Genomic DNA, 21,190 nt, shown 5'->3' on the forward strand with positions numbered 1-21,190 from the left:
GTCATTGCGAGGAGTTTTTCGCGACGAAGCAATTTGTCTGTTCATGTTTGCGAGTTGATTTTAGTTGGTTAACAAACAGATTACTTCACTACGTTCGTAATGATGTTAATTTTCTACAGAAACTCGTACTCCTTCACTATGACTAGTAAATTCTGGAGCGTACATGCTTTCAATTGTTGTAATACCGTTACTGAAATTACCTGCATTGTTTACCCGTACATCATATTCAAAGACATAGACGCCTTTGGGTAAATAGTCAAAAAAGAAATTGGTGCTGGCATCTTTCGTGCTTTCGTAATACCCCAATCCGTCTTGCCATTTATATCTAGAAATTACGTTAACGGGCTCAAAACCTGCCGCTCTCATATCTTTCATATGTATAAACTCCATACCTCTGTCCGATCGTAGCTCAATTCTTATTTTAACCAAATCCCCCACTTTTAAAGTAGTATTATCCGTTACTTCGGAAATCACTTCGCCAGTATCGGTATTCTTCTTCAAAAAGATTTTTTTCTTTAATTGTAGTGGAGTCTCGGCACTGGTTATTTTGTCCAAATCCTCAAAATATTGCCAGTACAATGCGCCCCAAGCTATACCGTTTCCTTTTTTACTTATTTGTACTTCGCCCATTTTAGGGGTTACTTCGGCAGTATTCCAAGAAGTTTTAAAATATCCTGTACCTGCTTCAACTTTAACATCCTCTAATGTAGAAGACTCTAATTGTTCCCCTCCAATCAAGACATCGACTGCATCGGTTACCGATAACCAATCGCTTCCTTGCAATAGCAATGCATACACCGCTTCGGTAGTTGCTTTGGTGGTGCTCCATTGGTTGGTCTGCTTATTTTTTAATAACCAGATTTTAAGATTATCTATAGTCTCAATATCGGTAGGTCGAATTTCAGAAAATGCTTCAATCAATAAAGCTTGTGTTTCTATAGGTGCTTGATACCAAAACCAAGAACTGGTATTACTTTTCCAGTACATGCCCAATTCATCATTGGTAATGCTATTTTCTTCTAAAGCCTGAATTATTTTTGAAGCTGTTTTTGTATCATCCGTTCTTTGTAATATTAATGCTAACATTCCTTGGGCATACAAACTTCTTTTTGGCCAGTACTTTTTGGCTTGTTCAATATAATAAGCAATGATTTTGTCCACTTTTTTAGACGCTTCAATATCTTTAAAGAAGCTTCTCATGTATAAATAATGAACCTGATTTGCACTTAGGTGGTCATCATTTATATTAGAGGTATGTTTCTTCATCTCTTCATATTCCTTTACGAATTCGTTATCGAGATAGTCAATTGCTTTTTTAATCATTTCTGATTTTGAATTGAATGAAATTGACAAATCATCTGTATTGGTGTCTTCAGAGGTAGTTAATTTGTTCAAATGCCCCATGCCGGTAACGATATGTTGGGTAATATATCTGTTATCTGGTCCACCGTTGAACCATGCCCAAGCTCCGTTTGAATTCTGATTCTGAATAAGCTTGTTCAAAGCCGATTGCTGCTCGTTTTTCATTTTGTTCATATTGAACAACAAGCCTATTCTTTTCTTTTGCTCGCTTTCAGATTGTGCATCTCGTAACCAAGGTGTTTCTTGAATTAATAAAGACTTTAATTCTTCATTCTTTTCAAGATTGCTCAATAAAGCATCAGAACTTGCCCATTGATCGAACACTTCTTGTATTCTTGGGTTACTATTGGCTATATAACTTGCTAGTGAATTAGCATAGTATCTTGAGAACGTTTGCTCGTTGCAATCATAAGGGTACTCCATTAAGTAAGGCAAGGCTTGTACTGCATACCACGCAGGATTGGAAGTCATCTCCAAAGTCAGTTTGTGATGTTTTAAAGACGCTGAATTCGTGTTCTTCAATTTATCAAGAGTGAAGGTTTTGGTTTGATTACTTCGAACCCACATGGGTAAGGTTTCGGTTACTAATGTTCTGTTAGACAAAACGGGCAACATATTTTGTTCACCATCGGAGAAATCACCAGCTTTTGCAATGACTTTGTATTGAACAGTTTGCAACCTTTCAGGTATTTTAAGACGCCAAGAAACTTGGGTGTTTCCCATAGTGTCTACTTCAAAGGATTTTGCTTCAAGAATATCTGACGATTCCATCAATTCTTTAGTAATATCTGTACCTGTTAGTCCATCTGTCAGTTCTAACTTTGCCTGACCGGATAATAATTTTTGTGTTAAATTGGAAATTTTGGTGCTTATGGTAATGGTGTCCCCTTCACGTAAAAAGCGAGGAGCATTTGGTATGACCATTAACTCTTTCTGGGTTACTGTATTCAGGTTGGTAATGCTACTTTCCAGTTCTTTGGTATGCGCCAAAAGTTGTACGTTCCAACGGGTCAATGCTTCGGGAGAAGTGAAGCTGAACGAAACATTTCCTTCTTTATCAGTCTTTAATTGTGGAAAGAAAAAAGCGGTTTCTTGAAGATTCTTTCTAATTTTCACTGATTCAAAATCTGTTTGTACTGTTTCTTCTGTTTCTGCTTCGGGATCCGTAATTTCAACCCCCGCAACTTTTCCGGATAACTCACTTTCAATATCATTAGCTCCATAACCAACAGTAACCACTTCATCTAACATGGCATTATCCGTCATCATAGCCGTTGGTGCGGCTGTTTTATACAATCTTCGTGATTCATTGAAATATCCAAAACTCCCAAAATTTAGTCCGAACATATCGAAGGCATCAAATTGTATATTTGGGTAGTTATGGTTGGTATTTTGTGTAAATGTTTGAAAGTCAATAGTGGAAAAACTTCTATTGGCATTAGCTCTTCTTTGCGTATAATAATTTGGTTTGCTTAACGGATTAAAATACCAAGCGTGGGGTTTAAACTGGTCTAAAGAAGCATCATACATGCTTGCTAATAGTTCGGCACTTACTTTTTCGCCTTCAGGTCCTTTTATTTTAAATGACCAAGTTTCTTCTGCACCAGGGGCAATTTTGTCCCTAAATGTCATGGTTTCTATTTGAAGATCGCTAGAAGGGTAGGGCACGGCAACCATATAATTGCTCGCCTCAAAGTCATTGGCAAATGCATAGCTATAGGACACCAAGAATCCGCCTAAATCATTTTCTGTAACAGGTACAGTAATTGTTTGGGAATTATCGTTGAGTGTAATTACTTTCTCTTTATAAACCTTATGGTCTTTTTCTACCACAACGGTAATATTCAGATTATCGGCACTGGAAAGAAAGGTTACCTGTGCCTTGTCTCCAACTTGGTATTGCTGCTTATCCGTTTTTATCTGGAACAATTGATTATCTGCCAGGATATTTTCATTACCGGTAAAGGTAATGATGGCAACATCTTTCACTATTTGTCCAAATTTATCTTTTGAGGTCAGTTCTAGCTTGTATTTTCCAGACTCCCAATTTTTGGTTTTCCCAAAACTCATTTCTCTTGATTCGCCTGTATCAAATTTAGATGACCAGACCATTTTTCCTTTTTTCCACTGGTTAGGTTCGTCTTCATTATTAAAAGCGTCATGTGGGTAAAGAGTTTTGAACTCTTTTTGGGTAAAACCGGCATAGTCTGGTGCTGCCCAAGGTCTTTGGCGTAAAACCTGATCTGGTGCCTGTAGCTTGTATAAACTTACTTCGCCAATGGCTGCCACAAGTTGTCCATTTAAATTTGTACTCTCAATGTTGAAACCGGTATTTTTTAGAGTTTTGTCTATTGTATTGGGGACTATTACATCTACGTTCAATGCATGATAACCTACGGCTACATTGGTAACGGTGCTTCGTGTTTCGCCATTGATATCGATAATATCGGCGGTAACTTCGTAGTTGAAAGTGGGTAGGTGTTCTTTTTCGATACTATTGTCAGATATCGCCTTAAAAGTGATTTCGTAATTACCGGATGCATCTGTAACGGTTTCCCCTTGCACAATTTCTTGAGAAGAACCATTAAAATATGGTCTGGACCAATGATACCAGCGAGGTAAATTCACCACACGTTTTACACGATAAACTACTTTGGCATCTGAAATAACACTGCCTGCATATGCTGTTGCTTTACCGTTTACACTGATACTGTCGTTTACTTTGTATGTCTCTGTAATCGGCTCAAAATTCGTTTCAAATTTTGGTCGTTTATACTCTTCTACAGATATATTGGTATATCCGTTAACATTTAATTTATTTGAATATGCGCGAATTGAAAACTGACCTGTTAGTCCGGAAGTTGGGAGCATGAATTCACCTGAAACAGAACCATATTCGTTGGTCATTAATTGAAGTGTTTCAATTTTTTGACCGTTTACATCATTCAATGTTACTTGAACATTGGTATTTTTTAAAATACTGGATTTCCCGTTATTTTGACTAATGGCTATTCCTTTAAAAAATACGGGTTGACCTGGTCTATAAATACTGCGGTCGGTAAATAGAAAACAAGAATAATTTATGTTGGCTCTATTTTGTTCGTAGCTTCTTCTGATATAGTAATCGCCAAAAAATGCAGTGTTTTTATCTTTTTTGACAATGATGTTTACGTTGTTCCAATTGTTATTCTTTTTTTCAATTGAAATAAATCCTGTTTTATCAGATACAAAAGATTCACTTTTTAATCCGTCTTGATAGTTTTTACGGTAGCTTAATTGTATGGCGGCATTGGCAATAGGTTTTCCATTGTTTCTATCGATTACCTGGTAATATTGATGTGTATTGGTTTGGGTTTCCACAATTGCGAAATCAGTTGCTTGTACCGTAGTGTAGCTAAAAACCGGTTTTTTCTCATTTGTAGATTCAGCTGCCAATATGTATACTCCGTTTTCTAGAGCAGGAAGCTTGATCTCTGTACTATGTAATTGGTAATCATGCGATGTTTTTAAGTCTGCAGACCATGATTTGGATACCGGTAGTTTTTTGATAAAGGATTCCCTTTTGGCGTTGGGATACAACTCATTTAGTGATTTAAGTTGCTTCTGTGTGATTTTGTACGCATTTAAACTCAGGTTTTCAATATTCTTGTAATTGACCAAAAGCCTGCTGGTAGTTTGTGTTGGTATATGTTCTTCCGCTTTTAGATGTATTGATACTTCTTGAATTTGAGATTTTAAAGCCATACATTTTTCAGCTCCTAAACTTTTGGGAAAACGTGCAATGACGCCATCGCAAAGATTAACGGCTTCTTTAAGTTTCCATTGATGGTCGGTTTGGGTTAAAGGCTCATAAGTTTGCCCTAATTTTTGGTAGTATTTAGCAATTTCATAGGTGTATAACCCAGAAAGCGGACTATGCTTAATGTTTTCTGCGGAGTTTTCAAGTACCTCTAAAAACAGGCTGTCCTTATTACTAAATGTTGCATTACTATGAATGAAATTTAGCCTTTCAATATCAACGAATACCAAAGGATTCATATCTGGATTGCCAAAGTGAAATGCTACTAATTCTTGGTAAATATTTAATGCTTTTGCTTGTAGCGATAGTGTTTTCGTTTTATCAATTCTTAAAAAACTAGCGGTATATGCTTCACATAAAATCGCTTCGTCTTCAATTTCAAAAGCATCGGCAGCTTTGTTGATACTGTTTTCGCTAGTGGTATAAAATTCTAAAGCGGTATGTGCCAATAGATCATATAGAGTAGGTCTGTATAATCTGCTTTCTTCTTCGAGATATAGTATATCATCAAAATCTGAAATAGGTAAACTTTGGGTTTTCTCCGCATTATCTAACGATGCAGAAAAATGTACGTCTATTTCCTTAAATAATGTATGTAGGTCCCAGGTTCTGAAATCTACGGAATCTACCTTGTTTTCTGTAATTGTTCTATTGTAAAACCTATACCTGTTGTTTTGAAAATGTTGCCAGTATAAATTAGCTAAATGACTGTGTAGAATTTGTTTGGTAGGTGAATCTGCAATTTCAATTTCAGATTTGAATTCATTGATGATATTTAATTTGGCATTCTCTACAAGCGTCATGGCGTAGTTAGACTTGTAAAGTAAGGCCTTAATGGTCTGTACACTGTTGCTCTCTTCTTTTGCCTGGGTAAATATATTTTTTACCAGTTTTAAGGCAGATTTGGTTCTTTTTTCCTGCTCATGTGCATCAACTTGCTTCCAAAGTTGATCATAAGAATCATTTTGCTGGGCATTACCAAATTGTGAAAACATGAATACGGTTAAAATTAAATATAGTTTTTTCATCATAGTAAAATTACAATACAAAACTGTGCCAAGGTAATTTTATATACAATGAAAAATGAGTGTAATCTACTTTTCGGTTAGTGAGAACAGGTAAGTTTATGGTATACTTGGTGGTTTTTTGAAGAATTGAGTCAATGTCATATTTCATTTACGCATTATTTTCTATTTTGCATGGCTATGCGATTAATTTTAGTGTTTTGAAACATAATATATAATGCCTAAACCAATAGAAAAATTAGAAAATTTATTAAGTAAACCACATAGAATAGTTGTTGTTGCCGTTTTGATGGCAGTTCTTCTGTTTTTAATTTCTTCCTTCTTTTTTAAGGTTGCCAATTTTGGATACGGTTTAGGTATGTCTATAATACTACCCATTATCATATCTTATCCCATATCATTGGTTGTAATTGGTTACACGCAAAAAATTAAGAAACAAAAGCAAGAACTTGTTAAGTTGGATACAATCAATAAAAAGCTCTTCACTTTGATTTCTCATGATATAAGAAGTCCTATTGCAACATTGCAGAGTTTGGTATATTCTATGGCTTTCAATGATTTTGATAGAAAAACCGAAAAGGAATATTTAGGGCAGTTATCTAAACATATTGCCAATCTCGATATGTTTTTGACAGATTTACTACAGTGGTCTCAAGATCAAATTCAGAATAAACCGGTTAATTTCACCCTTTTTAAATGCAATGATATACTAACTCAAGTAGGAGGTTTGTTTGAAGGCTTGTTGATGGAAAAACAAATTGATTTTACTATTGGCGATTTGGACAGTGCTATATATGCCGATAAACAGAATTACGCCTTTGTAATTCGTAATCTTCTGCACAATGCAATTAAATTTACTCCTAAAAATGGAAAAATCCATATTTGTTTAAAAGTTAAGGGAAACGAGGTACATACAATTGTAAAAGATACCGGTGTGGGACTCACCAAGGAAGAAATAGATACCATATTTGAGGGAGAAAAACTTTTTACCCAATTAGGAACGTCCGACGAAAAAGGCACGGGATTTGGCTTAAATGCTTGTATTGATTACTTGAAGAAAAACAACGGCAGGTTAAGTATAGAAAGTACACCAGGCAAGGGTACTAAGTTTTCAGTGATTCTTCCTAATTCCTCCACGGCTTTTTAGGGCTGATTTTTATTATTTGGGATTAAAAAAGTAGTTGGCAAAATGTTTAAATTCAACGGAGTTTTACTATAAAGCCTTTTCTTAGAATTTTTAAAATTATCAGATATAGTACACGAGTATAATTTATATCTTAAAAGCACAGACCAAAACGGTCTGTGCTTTTTGTTATATAATTTTTAACCAGGGAGAGATTAAAGGAAAGATTCCTTAATCTGTTGTACTAGTTTTGTGCCATCTGGATCTGCTTTTGTTTTTAGTTCGCAGAAATCTTCTGCCCATTGAGAAGTACGTATACGTAAAGGCGGATTTTCATTTTTAGCAACGTCTAGAACTACTTGAGCAACTTCTAGACCGGTTTGGTAAACAGGTTCTTTGCTTTCGCTTGCACGTTTTTGGTTGCCTGCCATATATCTTTCAAATATGGGTAAGTATTCTCCTGTTGCAAACTGACCTTCTACGGCTGTTTTTTCTATAGCTGAGGTCATGAATTCAGTAGATATCCCCCCGGGTTCTACACAACTAATTTTAATATTAAAGGCATCGCTTACATAGGTAGCAAGCCCTTCCATAAAGCCTTCTACTGCAAATTTGGCTCCGCAATATAATTCATTGAATGGTTGGCCAACTAGACCACCAACTGAAGTTATACTAATAATTTGTCCGCTCTTTTGCTTCCTCATATAAGGTAATACCGCTTGAGTACAAAAAACTACACCGTGGTAGTTTACTTCGGTTACCCACCTGATTTCTTCTTCACTAGCTTGTTCGGTGGTTTTTGCAAAACCTGCACCGGCATTGTTGATCAATACATCTAATTTTCCATCTTTTGCGATAATAGTCTCCACAGCAGATTTAATGGAATCTATTTTTGTAACATCTAGCGATAAAATCTCTATATCAAGGCTTTCTTGAACTATTCTCTCTTTCAGTTTATCCGCTTTGTTAAGATTACGCATGGTAGCATATACCTTATAATTGTTGTTGGCGAATAAGATGGAACTTTCAAAGCCTACTCCTGTTGAGGTTCCGGTAATTAATACATTTTTTTTCATGATATCGAATTATTTTTTGGAGTGAATGTTCATTCCAATTTTTTAATAAATTTTTTTATTCTTTGATAGCATCCCAAACCATTTTCATTTGGTGATTTGGAGATGTGTTTTGCGACTGATTAAAATAATAACGTAAATAAGAAAGAATAGCTCCGCCAATGAACATTAGTAATTCTTCTACCTCAATGTCTTTAATAATGCGATCTTGCTTGCCTTTTTCTAAAAGTTCAACAACCTGTGCTATCGCAATTTTACCTACTTCTTTACTTTCGGCGGTAATTATAGGTGAAGCCTGTAATTGCTCCATAAATTGAAAATATGAGGGGTTTTGTACAAAAAAAGCAATGACTGAAGTAAAATAGTTTTCGAATTGAGTTTTGATAGGATTTCCCGATTCAAAATTCAAAAAGACATTTTTTTCTTCGTTTTTAATTTTAGTGTATATATCATTGATCAAAGCATCCTTGTTGGGAAAGTAGTTGTAAATAGTTCCCATTCCCGTACCCGAAGCTTTTGCGATGGCTGACATTGGCGTATTGTGTACTCCTTTTTCAGTTAGCAATAGTAAAGCTGATGATATGATAGATTCCTTTTTATTCACAATGCAAATGTACATTGATTGGAATGTTTGTTCCAAATTTTGTTTGCATTATTTTATAAAGTTTCATTGTATTGAAAAAATCGAATTGACCACCAATTAAAAAGTTTAGTGCTTGGGTAAAAAATGCCATGAATTACCATGGCATTTTTATTATTAATCGATATTAGTTTATCAATTCTAGCAATATGAATTGATTTAACTGTGGTCCAAAAGCACTAAAGTTATTATCGGCCACCAACACCAAAGAACGGTTTCCGTTTTCCAATACCGGACCTAAGGTGATCCCTTCGATATTGTCAACAATACCGTCGGTCAGTTCTCCTCGAATAGATTCAAAATCGAATAGAAGTTCTTTTGTAGCCTCTATATATGTTTCTCCTTCCAAAGAATCCATATTCCTTACATTGGTAGCATTGGATGCGTCAACCTTGTAAATCTTTACATTGTTTCCTCCATCTGTAAATCCGGTAGAGAATGATCTTTCTAAGAATAAGAATTGATCTGTGCTGTATTCCAGTATTTCAACAACACCATTTATGGTAAATGAAGTTTCCGATGCTTTTCTTACTACTGGATCTAATTCATATACAAACTCCTTTCCAAATGTTCCGTTTTGAGAGAGGTATGAAATTCTTATGGGAGATTCGGTATCTTCAATAGTTGGCTCAACACCATCTTGTTTTAAGGGCAATTCCATATTGACCCAATATCCGTTGCTACCGTAAGCCTTGCATAATCCTTCAAAAGTTCCGTTGTGCACAGGTCCAACATTCTCATTTGTGTTGAACTTATACTTGGGGGCAACTAAAGCTTCAGATAGAAAATTACCTGCTTGGTCAGAAAATCTTATGAATGGATCTATACCGTTGTTGATATTGCCTTCGCTGGTCCATACAATGGTTCCGTTAGCTGCTACACGTATTGCTTCGGGGTCAACAGAGCCTTCTGAGAAAGAATAGCCAGTTTTATCTTTTAATTCAGTAACACCGTTGATAGATACATCTCTAAAGCCACTTTCGTTAAATTCAATATTAGCGGTATAAAAACGAATTGGTGCAGTGGGGTCATCACTTATTAAATACCACTTTCCGTTTTCATAGTCAATTCCAGATAAACCTCCGATCAAAGTATTTTCAAAGAGCGTTCCATCGGCAATTACGAATTCGTCAATAAAGGAAATTTCTTTTATTTGGTTGGGGTCGTTACCAATGTTGCCGCCTGTATATTCTTCTAAAAATTCACATGAGCAAAAGATTGCACATAGTAATAGACCTATCATTTTAATTGCATTTTTTTTCATCTTAACTAGTGTTTTGGTTGAACTAGCAAGATGAAGTGTTTAATTTTTTACGGTATTAATCTACTGTTATTTATAGATTAATTCAATATCAAACTTATAAATTTGTTGTGGCACTTACTTACCTATATATCGTTTATCGTTGATGGCAATATGCGATTTTTTATTATTTAGAAAGCAGAAGAATTCAATAAAAAAATCACCCTATCTTCATTACTTATTAAGATAGGGTAATTAAAAATAATCTTCTAATTACTTTTTATTCTTGTAACTGAAGTTCTTTGTATTCTGTGTTTAGATTCGCTTGTTCTTTCTCTTCAATGATGTCTTTAATAAATTCATCGATTTGAGACTTCGTAACATTGGGCATACAGATTACGTGTGTAATATCATCTGTAGCCAATTGCCATTTCTCTTTGATGCGATTTGCGACCTTAGGTAAAACTACGGTGATAGCCCCTGGGTTAGTCCATGCTTTGATACCGATTTTTTGCAGTTCTGTTTTGCAATATTCAGCGGTCTCCAAACTATGGCGGTATCGTTCCTCTAATCCTTTAACTCCCATTTTCTTAACGGCGTACCATAAAAATAAAGGACTATGGCCGTTTCTAGAACCGGTTATGGTGGTGTCTAAAGAACCAATATAAGATATGCCTCGTGCAATTCTATCCCTTAAGGAACGCTTTGCAATAATTACTCCTGAAGGAAATGGCGACCCAATAAATTTGTGGCCGCTAATGGAAATACTATCTGCCCCGTCTTGAAAATCGAAGGGAATACGCGGTTCAATAAATGGTCCATAAGAACCTGCCAAGGCAGCATCACAATGAATATAGTGATTTTGAATAGCCAGTTTTTTTAAAATTCTTTTTACTTCAGATACATCATCTTTTGCCTCTGTCATTGTAGTGCCAAATGTGGTCAATATAATGGCGGGTTTGTCTCTGTTTAATTGTAAGGTGTTCTCTAGGTCTTCATAATCTAGCTCTCCGTTTTCTTGGGCTCTTATGGTTATACTTGGTAGGTTAAGCAAGTGTATGTTTTTCTTTACGCTATAATGGGTAGATTCAGAAAAATAGACCATGGCTTTTGGGTGAGATTCTCTAGCTAGGTACAGACCATATAAATTACTCTCAGATCCACCATTGGTAACGTAGCCCCAAAAATCGGTAGGGTCTGCCCTATAAAGTTTTGCAAAAAAGTCAACTACTTCGCGCTCCATTTCATGGGTTTGTACCTTATATGTATTGTCTTCATAAGGGTCGCCAACATTATTTATAGGATGCTTTAAAAACTCGTATAGTCTTGAATAATCAAAATCCTTCGCAACCGGATAACCAATAACTCTGTCTTTTTCCTGAATTAGTTTGGTTAGCAGCTCATCTATCTTTTGTTCGTTATTCATCATATTGTAATTTAAAAGGTATTTTTGAACTGTAAAATTACGATTAATGATAATTTTTTACTTTATTTTTAATAATTACAGTATATAAATCTATTTTAATAGAAATATTGGTTCGATAATACTGTTTTAGTCTTAATTATCTGATAAATTAGAATAATAATCTACTATGGATGCAACTGATGGAAAAATTTTAATGCAATTGCAACGTAATGCCAAACAGAATACAAAGGAAATTGCAGCAAAAGTGGGGCTGAGTGTTACCCCAACTTATGAAAGGATCAGAAAATTAGAGCAGCAAAAAATTATAAGATCATATGTTGCCCTAGTCGATAGAACCAAAATAGGAAAAGAGCTTATTGCCTATTGTCAAGTAACGCTTTCGAAGCAACAAAAAAAGCTTGCCGACAATTTTAAAAAGGAGATAATGTTATTGCCAGATATTATGGAATGTCATCAGGTATCCGGTAATTTTGATTATTTATTAAAGATAGCGGTAAATGACATAGCAGGATTTCATGAGTTTATCAATGAAAAGCTATCTATTATTGATGGAATTTCTACCATACACAGCTCTTTTGTACTCGATTCTGTTAAAGATAGTACTGCATTTAACGTTTGATAAATGCGTTGAACTATTGAAAACGGCACACATAACAGATTTTTAAAGTCATTTAAATGATGTTTTGGGTTATCATGGTAATAGTCAATACCTACCTTTGTTCTTGAGTAAACTAACTCCGAAATTCTATAGTTTTCGGATTTTTTTTGATGTTGTTTAAAACCCCGTTTCCTTTTTTAATCGTGCTATGTTTTAAGGGGAAATATATTCTAAAATTCAAATCTTACAGAGTGCAAACAAAACAAGTATACATGCGTTCATTAATATTGCTATCCTTAATTTTATGTTGTTATACCTATTCCTATTCACAATTGTCTGGGAATGAAAAATCTAAGGCGAAAAAAGAGGTTTCGCATTCATTTTATATTACTTCAAATGTTGGTAATGCTCCTTTTGAAGATGCAAAAAAGATTATAGAACAAATGAATAGTGCTTCAGTAAATGATGCTGAGGCTACATTGTTATTGATCGGTAATGTGTTGAACAAAGAAGGGTTTTCTTCTAAAGATAAAAAGCAAGATAAGGTAAAGGATAATCTAAGACCATTGATGGAGTTATGGGACAATTTTAACGGCAACGTAATTTTGACCCCTGGAAAAAATGAGTGGCTTAAAGATGCACCGCAGAGCATAGATGATTTAGAGTCTTTTTTGCAAGATAACAGTAAAGCTAAATTTTGGCCCAATGATGGATGCCCCTTAGAACGGGAAACTATAAATGATGAGGTGGTACTTGAAATGGTTGACTCTCAATGGTTTTTAGAAGATTGGGACGATCACCCATATATTAATGAAAAATGTGAACACAAAACCAGGGATCAATTTTTGGCGGAATTTAAGGATGATTTAAAGGACAGCCAGGGGAAAACCGTAGTCGTTGCGGTCTACCAACCTGTAATGAGTAATTCAAAAGTTTCCGTAATTGACAAAATGGGCGGTTTTGAACAAGAATCGTATCAAAATAAGCAGAATAGACAACTGCGTGGTAGAATGGAGACCATAGCTAGCCAATTCGAAGATGTCATTTTTGTGTCTGGCAAAGACCGAAATCTACAGTATTTAGAAGATGATGGAATTCCACAGATCATTAGTGGGTCAATTGGTAAAACAGAGAAAGCTAGAGCTCCAAAAGAAGAGCATTTTGAGAGTGAAAAACAAGGGTATGCAAAATTGACGGTCTTTAAAGACGGTAGTTCGCAAGTGGAATATTTTGAAGTGACGGGCAATGCTGCTGTGTCAATCTTTACTAAGAGCATTAAAAGGGATCGACTATCCTTAGATGAGATATCCTATCCGAAGAAAACATATGGAGCTACTACTAAAGCGTCGATCTATACCGAAGAAGAAACAGATAAAACAGGTTTTTACAAATTCTTGTGGGGCGATCATTATAGAAGTCTTTACAGCAAAGAAATTACGGCTCCGGTTTTGGACATAGAGCAATTGCCCGATAATGTAAAACCCATTTCAGAAGGTGGTGGTACGCAGTCTAGATCATTACGGTTGATCGATGATAATGAACATGAATATACGTTAAGGGCGTTACGTAAAAGTGCAGTTCGTTTTCTGCAGACAAATGCGATAGATAACCATTATGTTGTAGATTATCTTAAAAATACCATTGCCGAGCGGTATTTACTCGATTTTTATACAACTGCACACCCATATGCACAATTTTCTATGAACGAGCTTTCTGAGTCATTGGGCGTGCTCCACGCAAATCCTAAAATATATTATGTGCCCAAACAAAAGGGATTGGGTATTTATAATGAAGATTATGGTGATGCACTTTTTATGCTTGAGGAACATGTGGGCGATGAAAATAAAAGTTTCGAAACTTTTGGGAGCCCCAACGATATTTTAAGTACTACCGATCTTCGAATGGAACTTAGGGAGTCTAAAGATGCATATGTTGACGAAGCTAGTTTTATTCGTGCTCGGTTATTTGATATGTTGGTGGGTAACTGGGATCGGCACCAAGATCAATGGCGCTGGGCAGAATTTAAAACGGCCGATGGTAAAAAAAGATATGAAGCTATACCGCGCGATTGGGATCAAGCTTTCCCAAAGTATGACGGACCAATAATCTCGTTATTAAAATTTAGTTTTCCGCTACTTCGAAAGATGGAAAGCTATGATGCCGATATCAAAAATGTGAAATGGTTTAATTTTTCAGGATATCCGCTGGATAAAACCTTCATTAAAAAAGCAAATTGGGAAGATTGGAAGGCACAGGTAGATTTTATTCAAGAAAACCTATCTGATGCTGATATTGACTCGGCATTTAAATCTTTACCCAAAGAAGCTCAGGATAGCAGTATAGAAAAGATAAAAAAGAACCTGAGATTACGTCGTGACGGACTGGCATCTATTGCCAAATCATATTATGATTATTTGAACAATTTTGAGGTGGTTCTCGGTACTGAAGATGATGATGAGTTCTTGATCACCCGAAAGCCTAACGGCATTACCGAAATATCGATATCAAAAGATACGGTGGTTTTTGAAAATTCATATGACACCAAGCAAACCGATGAAATTTGGATTTATGGGCTTGATGGTAATGATACGTTTACGGTAATGGGTAATGGTGATAAGCCTATAGATGTCAAAATAATGGGGGGTAAGAAAAATGATACCTATGATTTTAAAAATACTAAAAAGGTGAAACTCTATGATCATAAGAGTAAGAACAATACTATCGTAAATCCGAAATCTAGAAAGTGGCTTACCGACTCTTATGATGTCAATAATTATGATTATCAAAAAAGAAAATACCATGAAAACATTGTATTTCCGAGTATAGGGTATGATGCCGATACAGGGTTTAGATTCGGGATAAAAAATCGTTTTACCACATATGGTTTGGTCAATAATCCTTTTGAGGCGCAGCATACCATAGGAGCCGAATACTTTTTTGCAACCAATGGTTTTGCAATCGATTATAATGCAGAATTTGGCCAAGTATTCTATAACTGGAACTTAGGTTTTGATCTACGCTATGCCAGTCCTAATTTTACAATGAATTATTTTGGTACGGGTAACGATTCTGAATATGATAGCGACCTTGATCGCGATAATAACAGGGTTCGCATACGCCAATGGAAATTTTCTCCTTATTTGGTACATAAGCATGCAGGTAATAGCGTCTATTTAAGAGCGGCGATTGAATCTTTTGATGTGTCAAATGACGATGATCGTTTTGTGGGGCAGGCATTTGCACCAGATAATGATGTTTACGAAGATCAACTGTACGCTACCGCTGAGTTAGGTTACAATTATAAAAATCAGAATGATCCTGCTTTTCCCAATAGGGCAATGGAAGCAGACTTGGTTGCTGGTTATAAATCGAATATTGATCGTTATGATAATCGTTTTGGTTACGTTAAACCCACTTTAAAATTTATATACCCACTTCACCCTAGTGGTATTGCTGTAATCGCTACCAAAATTGCTGGCGAAACGCTAATAGGTAATGATTATGAGTTTTATCATGGTGCAGTTTTGGGTGGTAACCAAAGTTTGCGAGCTTATAGAAATGAACGGTTTAATGGTAAGTCTGCCTTTTATCAAAGTACAGATTTAAGAGTAGGTATTACTAGATTCAAAACGAACTTTATTCCGCTGCAATTAGGTGTAAGTGCAGGCTTTGATTATGGTCGTGTGTGGACAGATAACGATAATTCTTCTCAATGGCATAATGATTATGGCGGTTCGGTTTGGGTGTCGGGCTTTAGCGCACTTACGGGTAACTTAGGTTTTTACCATGGGGAAGATGGTAACCGTGTCATTTTCAGTGTAGGATTCAATTTTTAAGCACAGCATATTTTTTAATTTTACATAGTAAAAGCATTAGTTTACAAGAACTTAATGCGTTCGTAATAATTATTTCCGACACAGTTAACCCCAACTTTACATTCATTCTTTTGTTTTGATACTTAAAACCAAACTGTATTAAAATGAAAAATGTATTACGACCTTTTTGTGTGTCAATTCTTGCGATTTCTATTCTGTTTACCTCTTGTGCCGATGATGGTATCGATGGTGTAGACGGAGTCGATGGTGTTGATGGTGTTGACGGTGCTGATGGTGCCAACGGGGCAGATGGAGCTGACGGTGCCGATGGCATGGATGCTGAATTCCCAATAACTATTGATCAGCTTAGCTTTTCTAAAATTGGATCTTTCACTAACGGTAATGATGAAGCCTTTGCTGAAATATCTGCCTTTGATGCGATTACGAGCAAGTTGTTCATTGTTAACCCAGAAGAAGATGAAATTTCAGTTTTAGATCTAACGGATGCGACCAACCCCGTAAAAGGATCTTCCATTGCTTTAACGGGAAGTCCGAACTCTGTTGCGGTACATAACGGTATTTTAGCTGTTGCCGTAGAAAATACCGATAAACAGGCAAATGGTACAATTGAGACTTTTGATACCGATACGCAAGTTTTGATCAAGTCATATGTTGCGGGCGCATTACCAGATATGGTTGCCTTTTCTCCAGATGGCGAATATATTGTTTCTGCAAACGAAGGTGAGCCAAACGACGACTACTCTGTTGATCCAGAAGGTTCCATAACGGTTATTGAAGTAGCTTCGGAAACTGCCACGCAAATTTCCTTTACCGGTCAAATGGATCCTGGAAACGGTTTCAGGGTATTTGGTAATGATGGTACTTCTACTTTTGTACAAGATGTGGAACCGGAGTATGTTACCATATCAGATGATTCTAGCACGGCGTATATTGGTTTGCAAGAAAATAATGGTATGGCGATAGTTGACTTGACTACTAAAACGATTACGGGTCTTGTTGGTCTTGGAACTAAAAACCATAATGTATCCGGTAACGAAATTGATGCGTCTAATGAAGACGGAATTGCTGGAAATCTAAAAAACTGGAATGTATTAGGGTTCTATATGCCCGATGCAATAGACTATTTCACGGCAAACGGAAGCGGTTATATCGTTTCTGCCAATGAAGGCGATTCAAGGGACTATGATGGGTATTCTGAAGAAGTACGGGTTAAGGATTTGGATTTAGACCCTACTTTTTATCCTGATTTTGAGGAATTGCAAGAAGATGAAAATCTAGGTCGATTAAAAACGACAACGGCAAACGGAGACGAAGATAACGATGGATTCTATGAGCAAATCTATTCGTATGGTGCTCGTTCTTTTTCTATTTGGGATACTAACGGACAATTGGTGTATGATTCCGGTTCTGAAATTTCAAGAAGAACATTGGCACTGGCTCCCTCTATTTTTAATCAAGATGAAGGTGAAGTAGATGGTAGATCAGATGATAAAGGTGCTGAGCCAGAAGCTGTGAAAACATTAAAAGTAGGTGATGAAACTTTGTTGTTCGTAGGATTGGAAAGAACAAGCGGAATTTTAGCTTATAATGTTACCAACCCGTATAACCCTGTTTTTGTTACTTGGATCTACGATGCTACCGATATTTCTCCAGAAGGTATTATTGTGGTCGATAAAGAGGATAGCCCTACAGGAAATTATTTAATGATCGCAACTCATGAAGTCTCTAGCACAATTGCTATTTATGAGATGAAATAAATTTGAATATCATTATTTCAGAGAATATGTGAAACGAAAACGCCAAATAATTTAATTTGGCGTTTTTTAGTTTTAAGTAAATTACTTTAATGTTGTTATCAGTGTCGCCATTTTTTTTGAATATGAAATCGCTATACGGTCAACATTTTCTTTAGCTCTGTAATGGTGCTATCTTTTTCTAGATTAAACCCTAAATGTGGTATTCCAAAAACTAGCAATAATAAACCGATAGGAACTAGAATAAAGTACGCTTCAATTTTTTGGTATGACGCTAAATATATGGTGGCAAATATTGCGCATATAATGAAGGCGTAAAATAAGATTAAGAATATGCTGACAAATGAGTCTATTTTTAAGGTAGTCGCTACTTTGGTACCTGTTGGCTCTTCATAAAATATACCGGTTACCTGAGGTAAAAATGAATTTCGTTGGTAGGTGAATTTTTTGCATTTGAAATGGCCTGGGAAGACCGTGCCTACAAAATACTTGTTTGATTTTTTTATTGATCCGATTTTATAACTCCTGTGTTTTTGAATGTTTTCCTTCAGGTGTTCTTCTAATTCTGCTACAGAAAAGGAGGTGGTCAATTCTAATTTTTCTGAAGGTATAAGTTTCATGGTAACGGTTATAATTTTGTTGTTCGTTTAAACAATAGTGAGCTCTACACCAAGTTCTATTAATCTTTCTTTTGTTTTCTCATCGATACCGGCATCGGTAATAATGTGGTCTACTTCATCTATTCCGCATATTCTGCCAAAACCTTTTTTGCTGAATTTAGATGAATCTGCCAGTACAATTATTTTATGTGCAGCTTTGATCATTTGTTTGTTCAAAGAGGCTTCCATAGAACTGGTGGTTGTGAGTCCGAATTCAAGGTCAATGCCATCAACACCTAAAAACAATTTGGTAAAGGTGAATTCTGTAAGCATTTTTTCTGCAATAGGTCCTACAACAGACGAGGAGCTAGATCTTACATTTCCGCCCAGTTGCATCACATCGATTTCGTTATGTTCCGCTAGAATAATGGCAGTATTCAATGACGCTGTTAAAACGGTAAGTCCTTCAATAGGTTTTATATGCCTTGCAAATTCAATGACAGAAGTACCTGAAGCAATGATAATGCAATCATGAGGTTCTAATGTGGCTGCTGCAGCAATGGCTATTTTGTTTTTTTCCTGCGGATGTATCTTCTCCTTAATGTTTACAGAATTCTCTGCGATATACGGATTTGCCGGAATGGCTTTTCCGTGAGATCTAAAAAGTAATTTTCGCTCTTCAAGTAATTTAAGGTCCTTTCTTATGGTGACCAACGAAACATTGAATTCCTGACTTAGTTCATTGACTTTTACAAAGCCTTCTTCTTCTAGCTTTTTTAAAATAAGCTTATGTCGATCTACAATGTTCAACTTTTTGAGGTTTCGTTTCTACAAATATAGGAGATAAACCATCAATATGGGTGGTTTTTAGCTTGTGTAATTATAATTCGTAATAAAACGAAACTATAAAAATGATAATAATCTAATTATTACAATACCTCTAAAAGCTGAATATAACTGATGATTTCTAAATTATTGTATTAGTTTATTAAAGCCTATGTTAATTTATTAAACCAAAAAGAAAGAAATAACAATATTTAGGTTTTGAAATGTTTCGATATTTTGTAGTTTTGATGAAAAATTTAGAAAAGCGTAATAAAAAGAAGCTTTTATGGAAAGAAAAGAAATGATCAGTAAGCTGAAGAATACTACTGAAGCTTATGATTTTATAATAATAGGTGGTGGTGCTACCGGTATCGGTATTGCCTTAGAAGCATCTGCTAGAGGGTATTCCGTTGTTTTGTTGGAAAAATCAGATTTTACGAAATCTACTTCTAGTAAAGCAACTAAATTGGTACATGGTGGGGTTAGATATTTAGCTCAAGGCAATGTAGGTTTGGTTCGTGAAGCAGTGGTAGAAAGAGGTTTGTTGTTGAAAAATGCTCCCCATATCACCAAAACCCAGTCATTTGTGATACCTACCCATGGTTTGTGGGACGAAATTCTATACACGGTAGGGTTAACGTTTTATGATCTGTTAGCGGGTAGACTAAGCTTGGGTAGGTCCAAAAGAATTTCAAAGGCAAAAACGCTAAAACGTATTTCTTTGATTAATCCAGATAAAATTTCTGCGGGTGTGGTGTATTATGACGGTCAGTTCGATGATTCGCGATTAGCTATCAACACCCTGCAAAGTTCAGCTGAATTAGGAGCCGTCGTAGCCAACTATTGTACTGTAAAAGGATTATTGAAAGATAGCGACGGAAAAATAACCGGTGTTAAGGTCCATGATAAGGATGGAAATGAATCTTTTGAAATAAAAGGTAAGCAAGTGGTTAATGCTACCGGCGTATTTGCAGATGATGTATTGCAGATGGATGCACTTGGTTCTAAAAAAACTATAGCGCCAAGCCAAGGTGTACACCTAATGCTTGATAAATCATTTCTACCCGGTGATGATGCCATTACGATACCAAAAACGGATGACGGAAGAGTGTTGTTTTTAGTGCCTTGGCATAATAAGGTTATTGTGGGTACTACAGATACTCCCGTAGAAAAAGAATCATTAGAACCTGTAGCCTTGGAGGAAGAAATAGGATTTATTTTAAATACTGCAAGCAGGTATTTAACAAAAGCACCCAAGAGAAGCGATGTGTTAAGTGTTTATGCTGGGTTACGGCCTTTGGCCGCACCAAGTGAAGATGGTAGTAAAACAAAAGAGATATCCCGTAGTCATAAAATCTATACTTCTGAATCTGGTTTATTGACTATCGTTGGCGGTAAATGGACCACTTTTAGAAAAATGGGTGAAGACTTGGTAAATAAAGCCGAGAAGAACAATGCTTGGAAACACATACCGACCCAAACCAAAAACTTGAAAATACATGGGTATAAGACGGATGTTGATCTTAGCGACCCTCTATATTTTTATGGTAGCGATGAAGAGCCGTTGGTAAATCTATCCCAAGAAAATGGATGGAATACTTCAATAAGTGACTCTTTAGGTGTTATTGAAGGTCAGGTTGTATGGGCAGTTCGTAATGAAATGGCATTGAATGTGGAAGATTTTCTGGCCCGTAGAACCCGTTGTCAGTTATTGGATGCCAAAGAAAGTGTTCGTATGGCGCCAAAAGTAGCAGAAATTATGGCAACTGTGCTTGGTAAAGATGCTGTATGGCAGGCTGAACAAGTGGAAGATTATACTAAAGTCACCTCAAATTATATTTTATAGACAACAAATTTAATTGTCCTCAACTAGCAATTAAACTAACTTAA

Annotated in this window: 12 protein-coding genes; 5 read left to right on the top strand and 7 right to left on the bottom strand. The window is 35.9% G+C overall.

Features of this window, described 5'->3' with window-relative positions:
- Window positions 1-105: 105 nt before the first annotated feature.
- The gene (locus DCS95_RS08580; protein WP_116770393.1) at window positions 106-6,189 is read right to left on the bottom strand and encodes an alpha-2-macroglobulin family protein; all 6,084 of its coding nucleotides are present in this window, start codon (window positions 6,187-6,189) and stop codon (window positions 106-108) included.
- Between the two features lie 214 nt (window positions 6,190-6,403).
- Here DCS95_RS08580 and DCS95_RS08585 point away from each other — a divergent pair, with 214 nt between their 5' ends.
- The gene (locus DCS95_RS08585; RefSeq protein WP_116770394.1) at window positions 6,404-7,333 is read left to right on the top strand and encodes a sensor histidine kinase; all 930 of its coding nucleotides are present in this window, start codon (window positions 6,404-6,406) and stop codon (window positions 7,331-7,333) included.
- A gap of 191 nt (window positions 7,334-7,524) precedes the next feature.
- Here DCS95_RS08585 and DCS95_RS08590 read toward each other — a convergent pair whose 3' ends face one another.
- The 4 genes from DCS95_RS08590 to DCS95_RS08605 form a co-directional block, all read right to left on the bottom strand.
- Window positions 7,525-8,385, bottom strand: coding sequence for an SDR family oxidoreductase (locus DCS95_RS08590; protein ID WP_116770395.1), 861 nt, complete (start codon window positions 8,383-8,385; stop codon window positions 7,525-7,527).
- A gap of 55 nt (window positions 8,386-8,440) precedes the next feature.
- The gene (locus DCS95_RS08595; RefSeq protein ID WP_244178424.1) at window positions 8,441-9,001 is read right to left on the bottom strand and encodes a TetR/AcrR family transcriptional regulator; all 561 of its coding nucleotides are present in this window, start codon (window positions 8,999-9,001) and stop codon (window positions 8,441-8,443) included.
- Between the two features lie 148 nt (window positions 9,002-9,149).
- The gene (locus tag DCS95_RS08600) at window positions 9,150-10,286 is read right to left on the bottom strand and encodes an esterase-like activity of phytase family protein (protein WP_116770396.1); all 1,137 of its coding nucleotides are present in this window, start codon (window positions 10,284-10,286) and stop codon (window positions 9,150-9,152) included.
- A gap of 256 nt (window positions 10,287-10,542) precedes the next feature.
- Window positions 10,543-11,691 carry a histidine decarboxylase gene (locus DCS95_RS08605; RefSeq protein WP_116770397.1) on the bottom strand — a complete coding sequence of 383 codons (1,149 nt, stop codon included), beginning with the start codon at window positions 11,689-11,691 and terminating at the stop codon, window positions 10,543-10,545.
- Between the two features lie 163 nt (window positions 11,692-11,854).
- Here DCS95_RS08605 and DCS95_RS08610 point away from each other — a divergent pair, with 163 nt between their 5' ends.
- From DCS95_RS08610 to DCS95_RS08625, 3 genes are all read left to right on the top strand, one after another.
- On the top strand, window positions 11,855-12,307 hold the full coding sequence (locus DCS95_RS08610; protein ID WP_116770398.1) for an Lrp/AsnC family transcriptional regulator: 453 nt from the start codon (window positions 11,855-11,857) through the stop codon (window positions 12,305-12,307).
- 251 nt (window positions 12,308-12,558) lie between these two features.
- Window positions 12,559-16,122, top strand: a complete 3,564-nt coding sequence (locus tag DCS95_RS08615) for a BamA/TamA family outer membrane protein (RefSeq protein WP_164674153.1) — start codon at window positions 12,559-12,561, stop codon at window positions 16,120-16,122.
- A 143-nt stretch (window positions 16,123-16,265) separates the two neighbouring features.
- Window positions 16,266-17,879: a choice-of-anchor I family protein gene (locus tag DCS95_RS08625; RefSeq protein ID WP_164674154.1), complete on the top strand. Its 1,614-nt coding sequence runs from the start codon at window positions 16,266-16,268 to the stop codon at window positions 17,877-17,879.
- A gap of 131 nt (window positions 17,880-18,010) precedes the next feature.
- Here DCS95_RS08625 and DCS95_RS08630 read toward each other — a convergent pair whose 3' ends face one another.
- Together DCS95_RS08630 and DCS95_RS08635 are read right to left on the bottom strand one after the other, a co-directional pair.
- Entirely contained in the window at window positions 18,011-18,496 is a 486-nt protein-coding gene (locus tag DCS95_RS08630; RefSeq protein WP_116770402.1) for a hypothetical protein, read from the bottom strand.
- Window positions 18,497-18,523: 27 nt separating this feature from the next.
- Window positions 18,524-19,285: a DeoR/GlpR family DNA-binding transcription regulator gene (locus DCS95_RS08635; RefSeq protein ID WP_116770403.1), complete on the bottom strand. Its 762-nt coding sequence runs from the start codon at window positions 19,283-19,285 to the stop codon at window positions 18,524-18,526.
- 301 nt (window positions 19,286-19,586) lie between these two features.
- Between DCS95_RS08635 and DCS95_RS08640 the strand changes: the two genes are divergently transcribed.
- Window positions 19,587-21,146 (top strand): glycerol-3-phosphate dehydrogenase/oxidase, encoded by a 1,560-nt coding sequence (locus DCS95_RS08640; RefSeq protein WP_116770404.1) that lies wholly within the window; start codon window positions 19,587-19,589, stop codon window positions 21,144-21,146.
- The last annotated feature ends 44 nt before the right edge of the window (window positions 21,147-21,190 follow it).

It is taken from the genome of Maribacter litoralis, assembly GCF_003075045.1.
Lineage (GTDB): Bacteria > Bacteroidota > Bacteroidia > Flavobacteriales > Flavobacteriaceae > Maribacter > Maribacter litoralis.

Excerpts from the sequence above, each read along its gene's own strand:
- DCS95_RS08580 (WP_116770393.1), bottom strand. The coding sequence starts at position 6,189 with ATGAAAAAACTATATTTAATTTTAACCGTATTCATGTTTTCACAATTT.
- DCS95_RS08585 (WP_116770394.1), top strand. The coding sequence starts at position 6,404 with ATGCCTAAACCAATAGAAAAATTAGAAAATTTATTAAGTAAACCACAT.
- DCS95_RS08590 (WP_116770395.1), bottom strand. The coding sequence starts at position 8,385 with ATGAAAAAAAATGTATTAATTACCGGAACCTCAACAGGAGTAGGCTTT.
- DCS95_RS08595 (WP_244178424.1), bottom strand. The coding sequence starts at position 9,001 with ATGTACATTTGCATTGTGAATAAAAAGGAATCTATCATATCATCAGCT.
- DCS95_RS08600 (WP_116770396.1), bottom strand. The coding sequence starts at position 10,286 with ATGAAAAAAAATGCAATTAAAATGATAGGTCTATTACTATGTGCAATC.
- DCS95_RS08605 (WP_116770397.1), bottom strand. The coding sequence starts at position 11,691 with ATGATGAATAACGAACAAAAGATAGATGAGCTGCTAACCAAACTAATT.
- DCS95_RS08610 (WP_116770398.1), top strand. The coding sequence starts at position 11,855 with ATGGATGCAACTGATGGAAAAATTTTAATGCAATTGCAACGTAATGCC.
- DCS95_RS08615 (WP_164674153.1), top strand. The coding sequence starts at position 12,559 with ATGCGTTCATTAATATTGCTATCCTTAATTTTATGTTGTTATACCTAT.
- DCS95_RS08625 (WP_164674154.1), top strand. The coding sequence starts at position 16,266 with ATGAAAAATGTATTACGACCTTTTTGTGTGTCAATTCTTGCGATTTCT.
- DCS95_RS08630 (WP_116770402.1), bottom strand. The coding sequence starts at position 18,496 with ATGAAACTTATACCTTCAGAAAAATTAGAATTGACCACCTCCTTTTCT.
- DCS95_RS08640 (WP_116770404.1), top strand. The coding sequence starts at position 19,587 with ATGGAAAGAAAAGAAATGATCAGTAAGCTGAAGAATACTACTGAAGCT.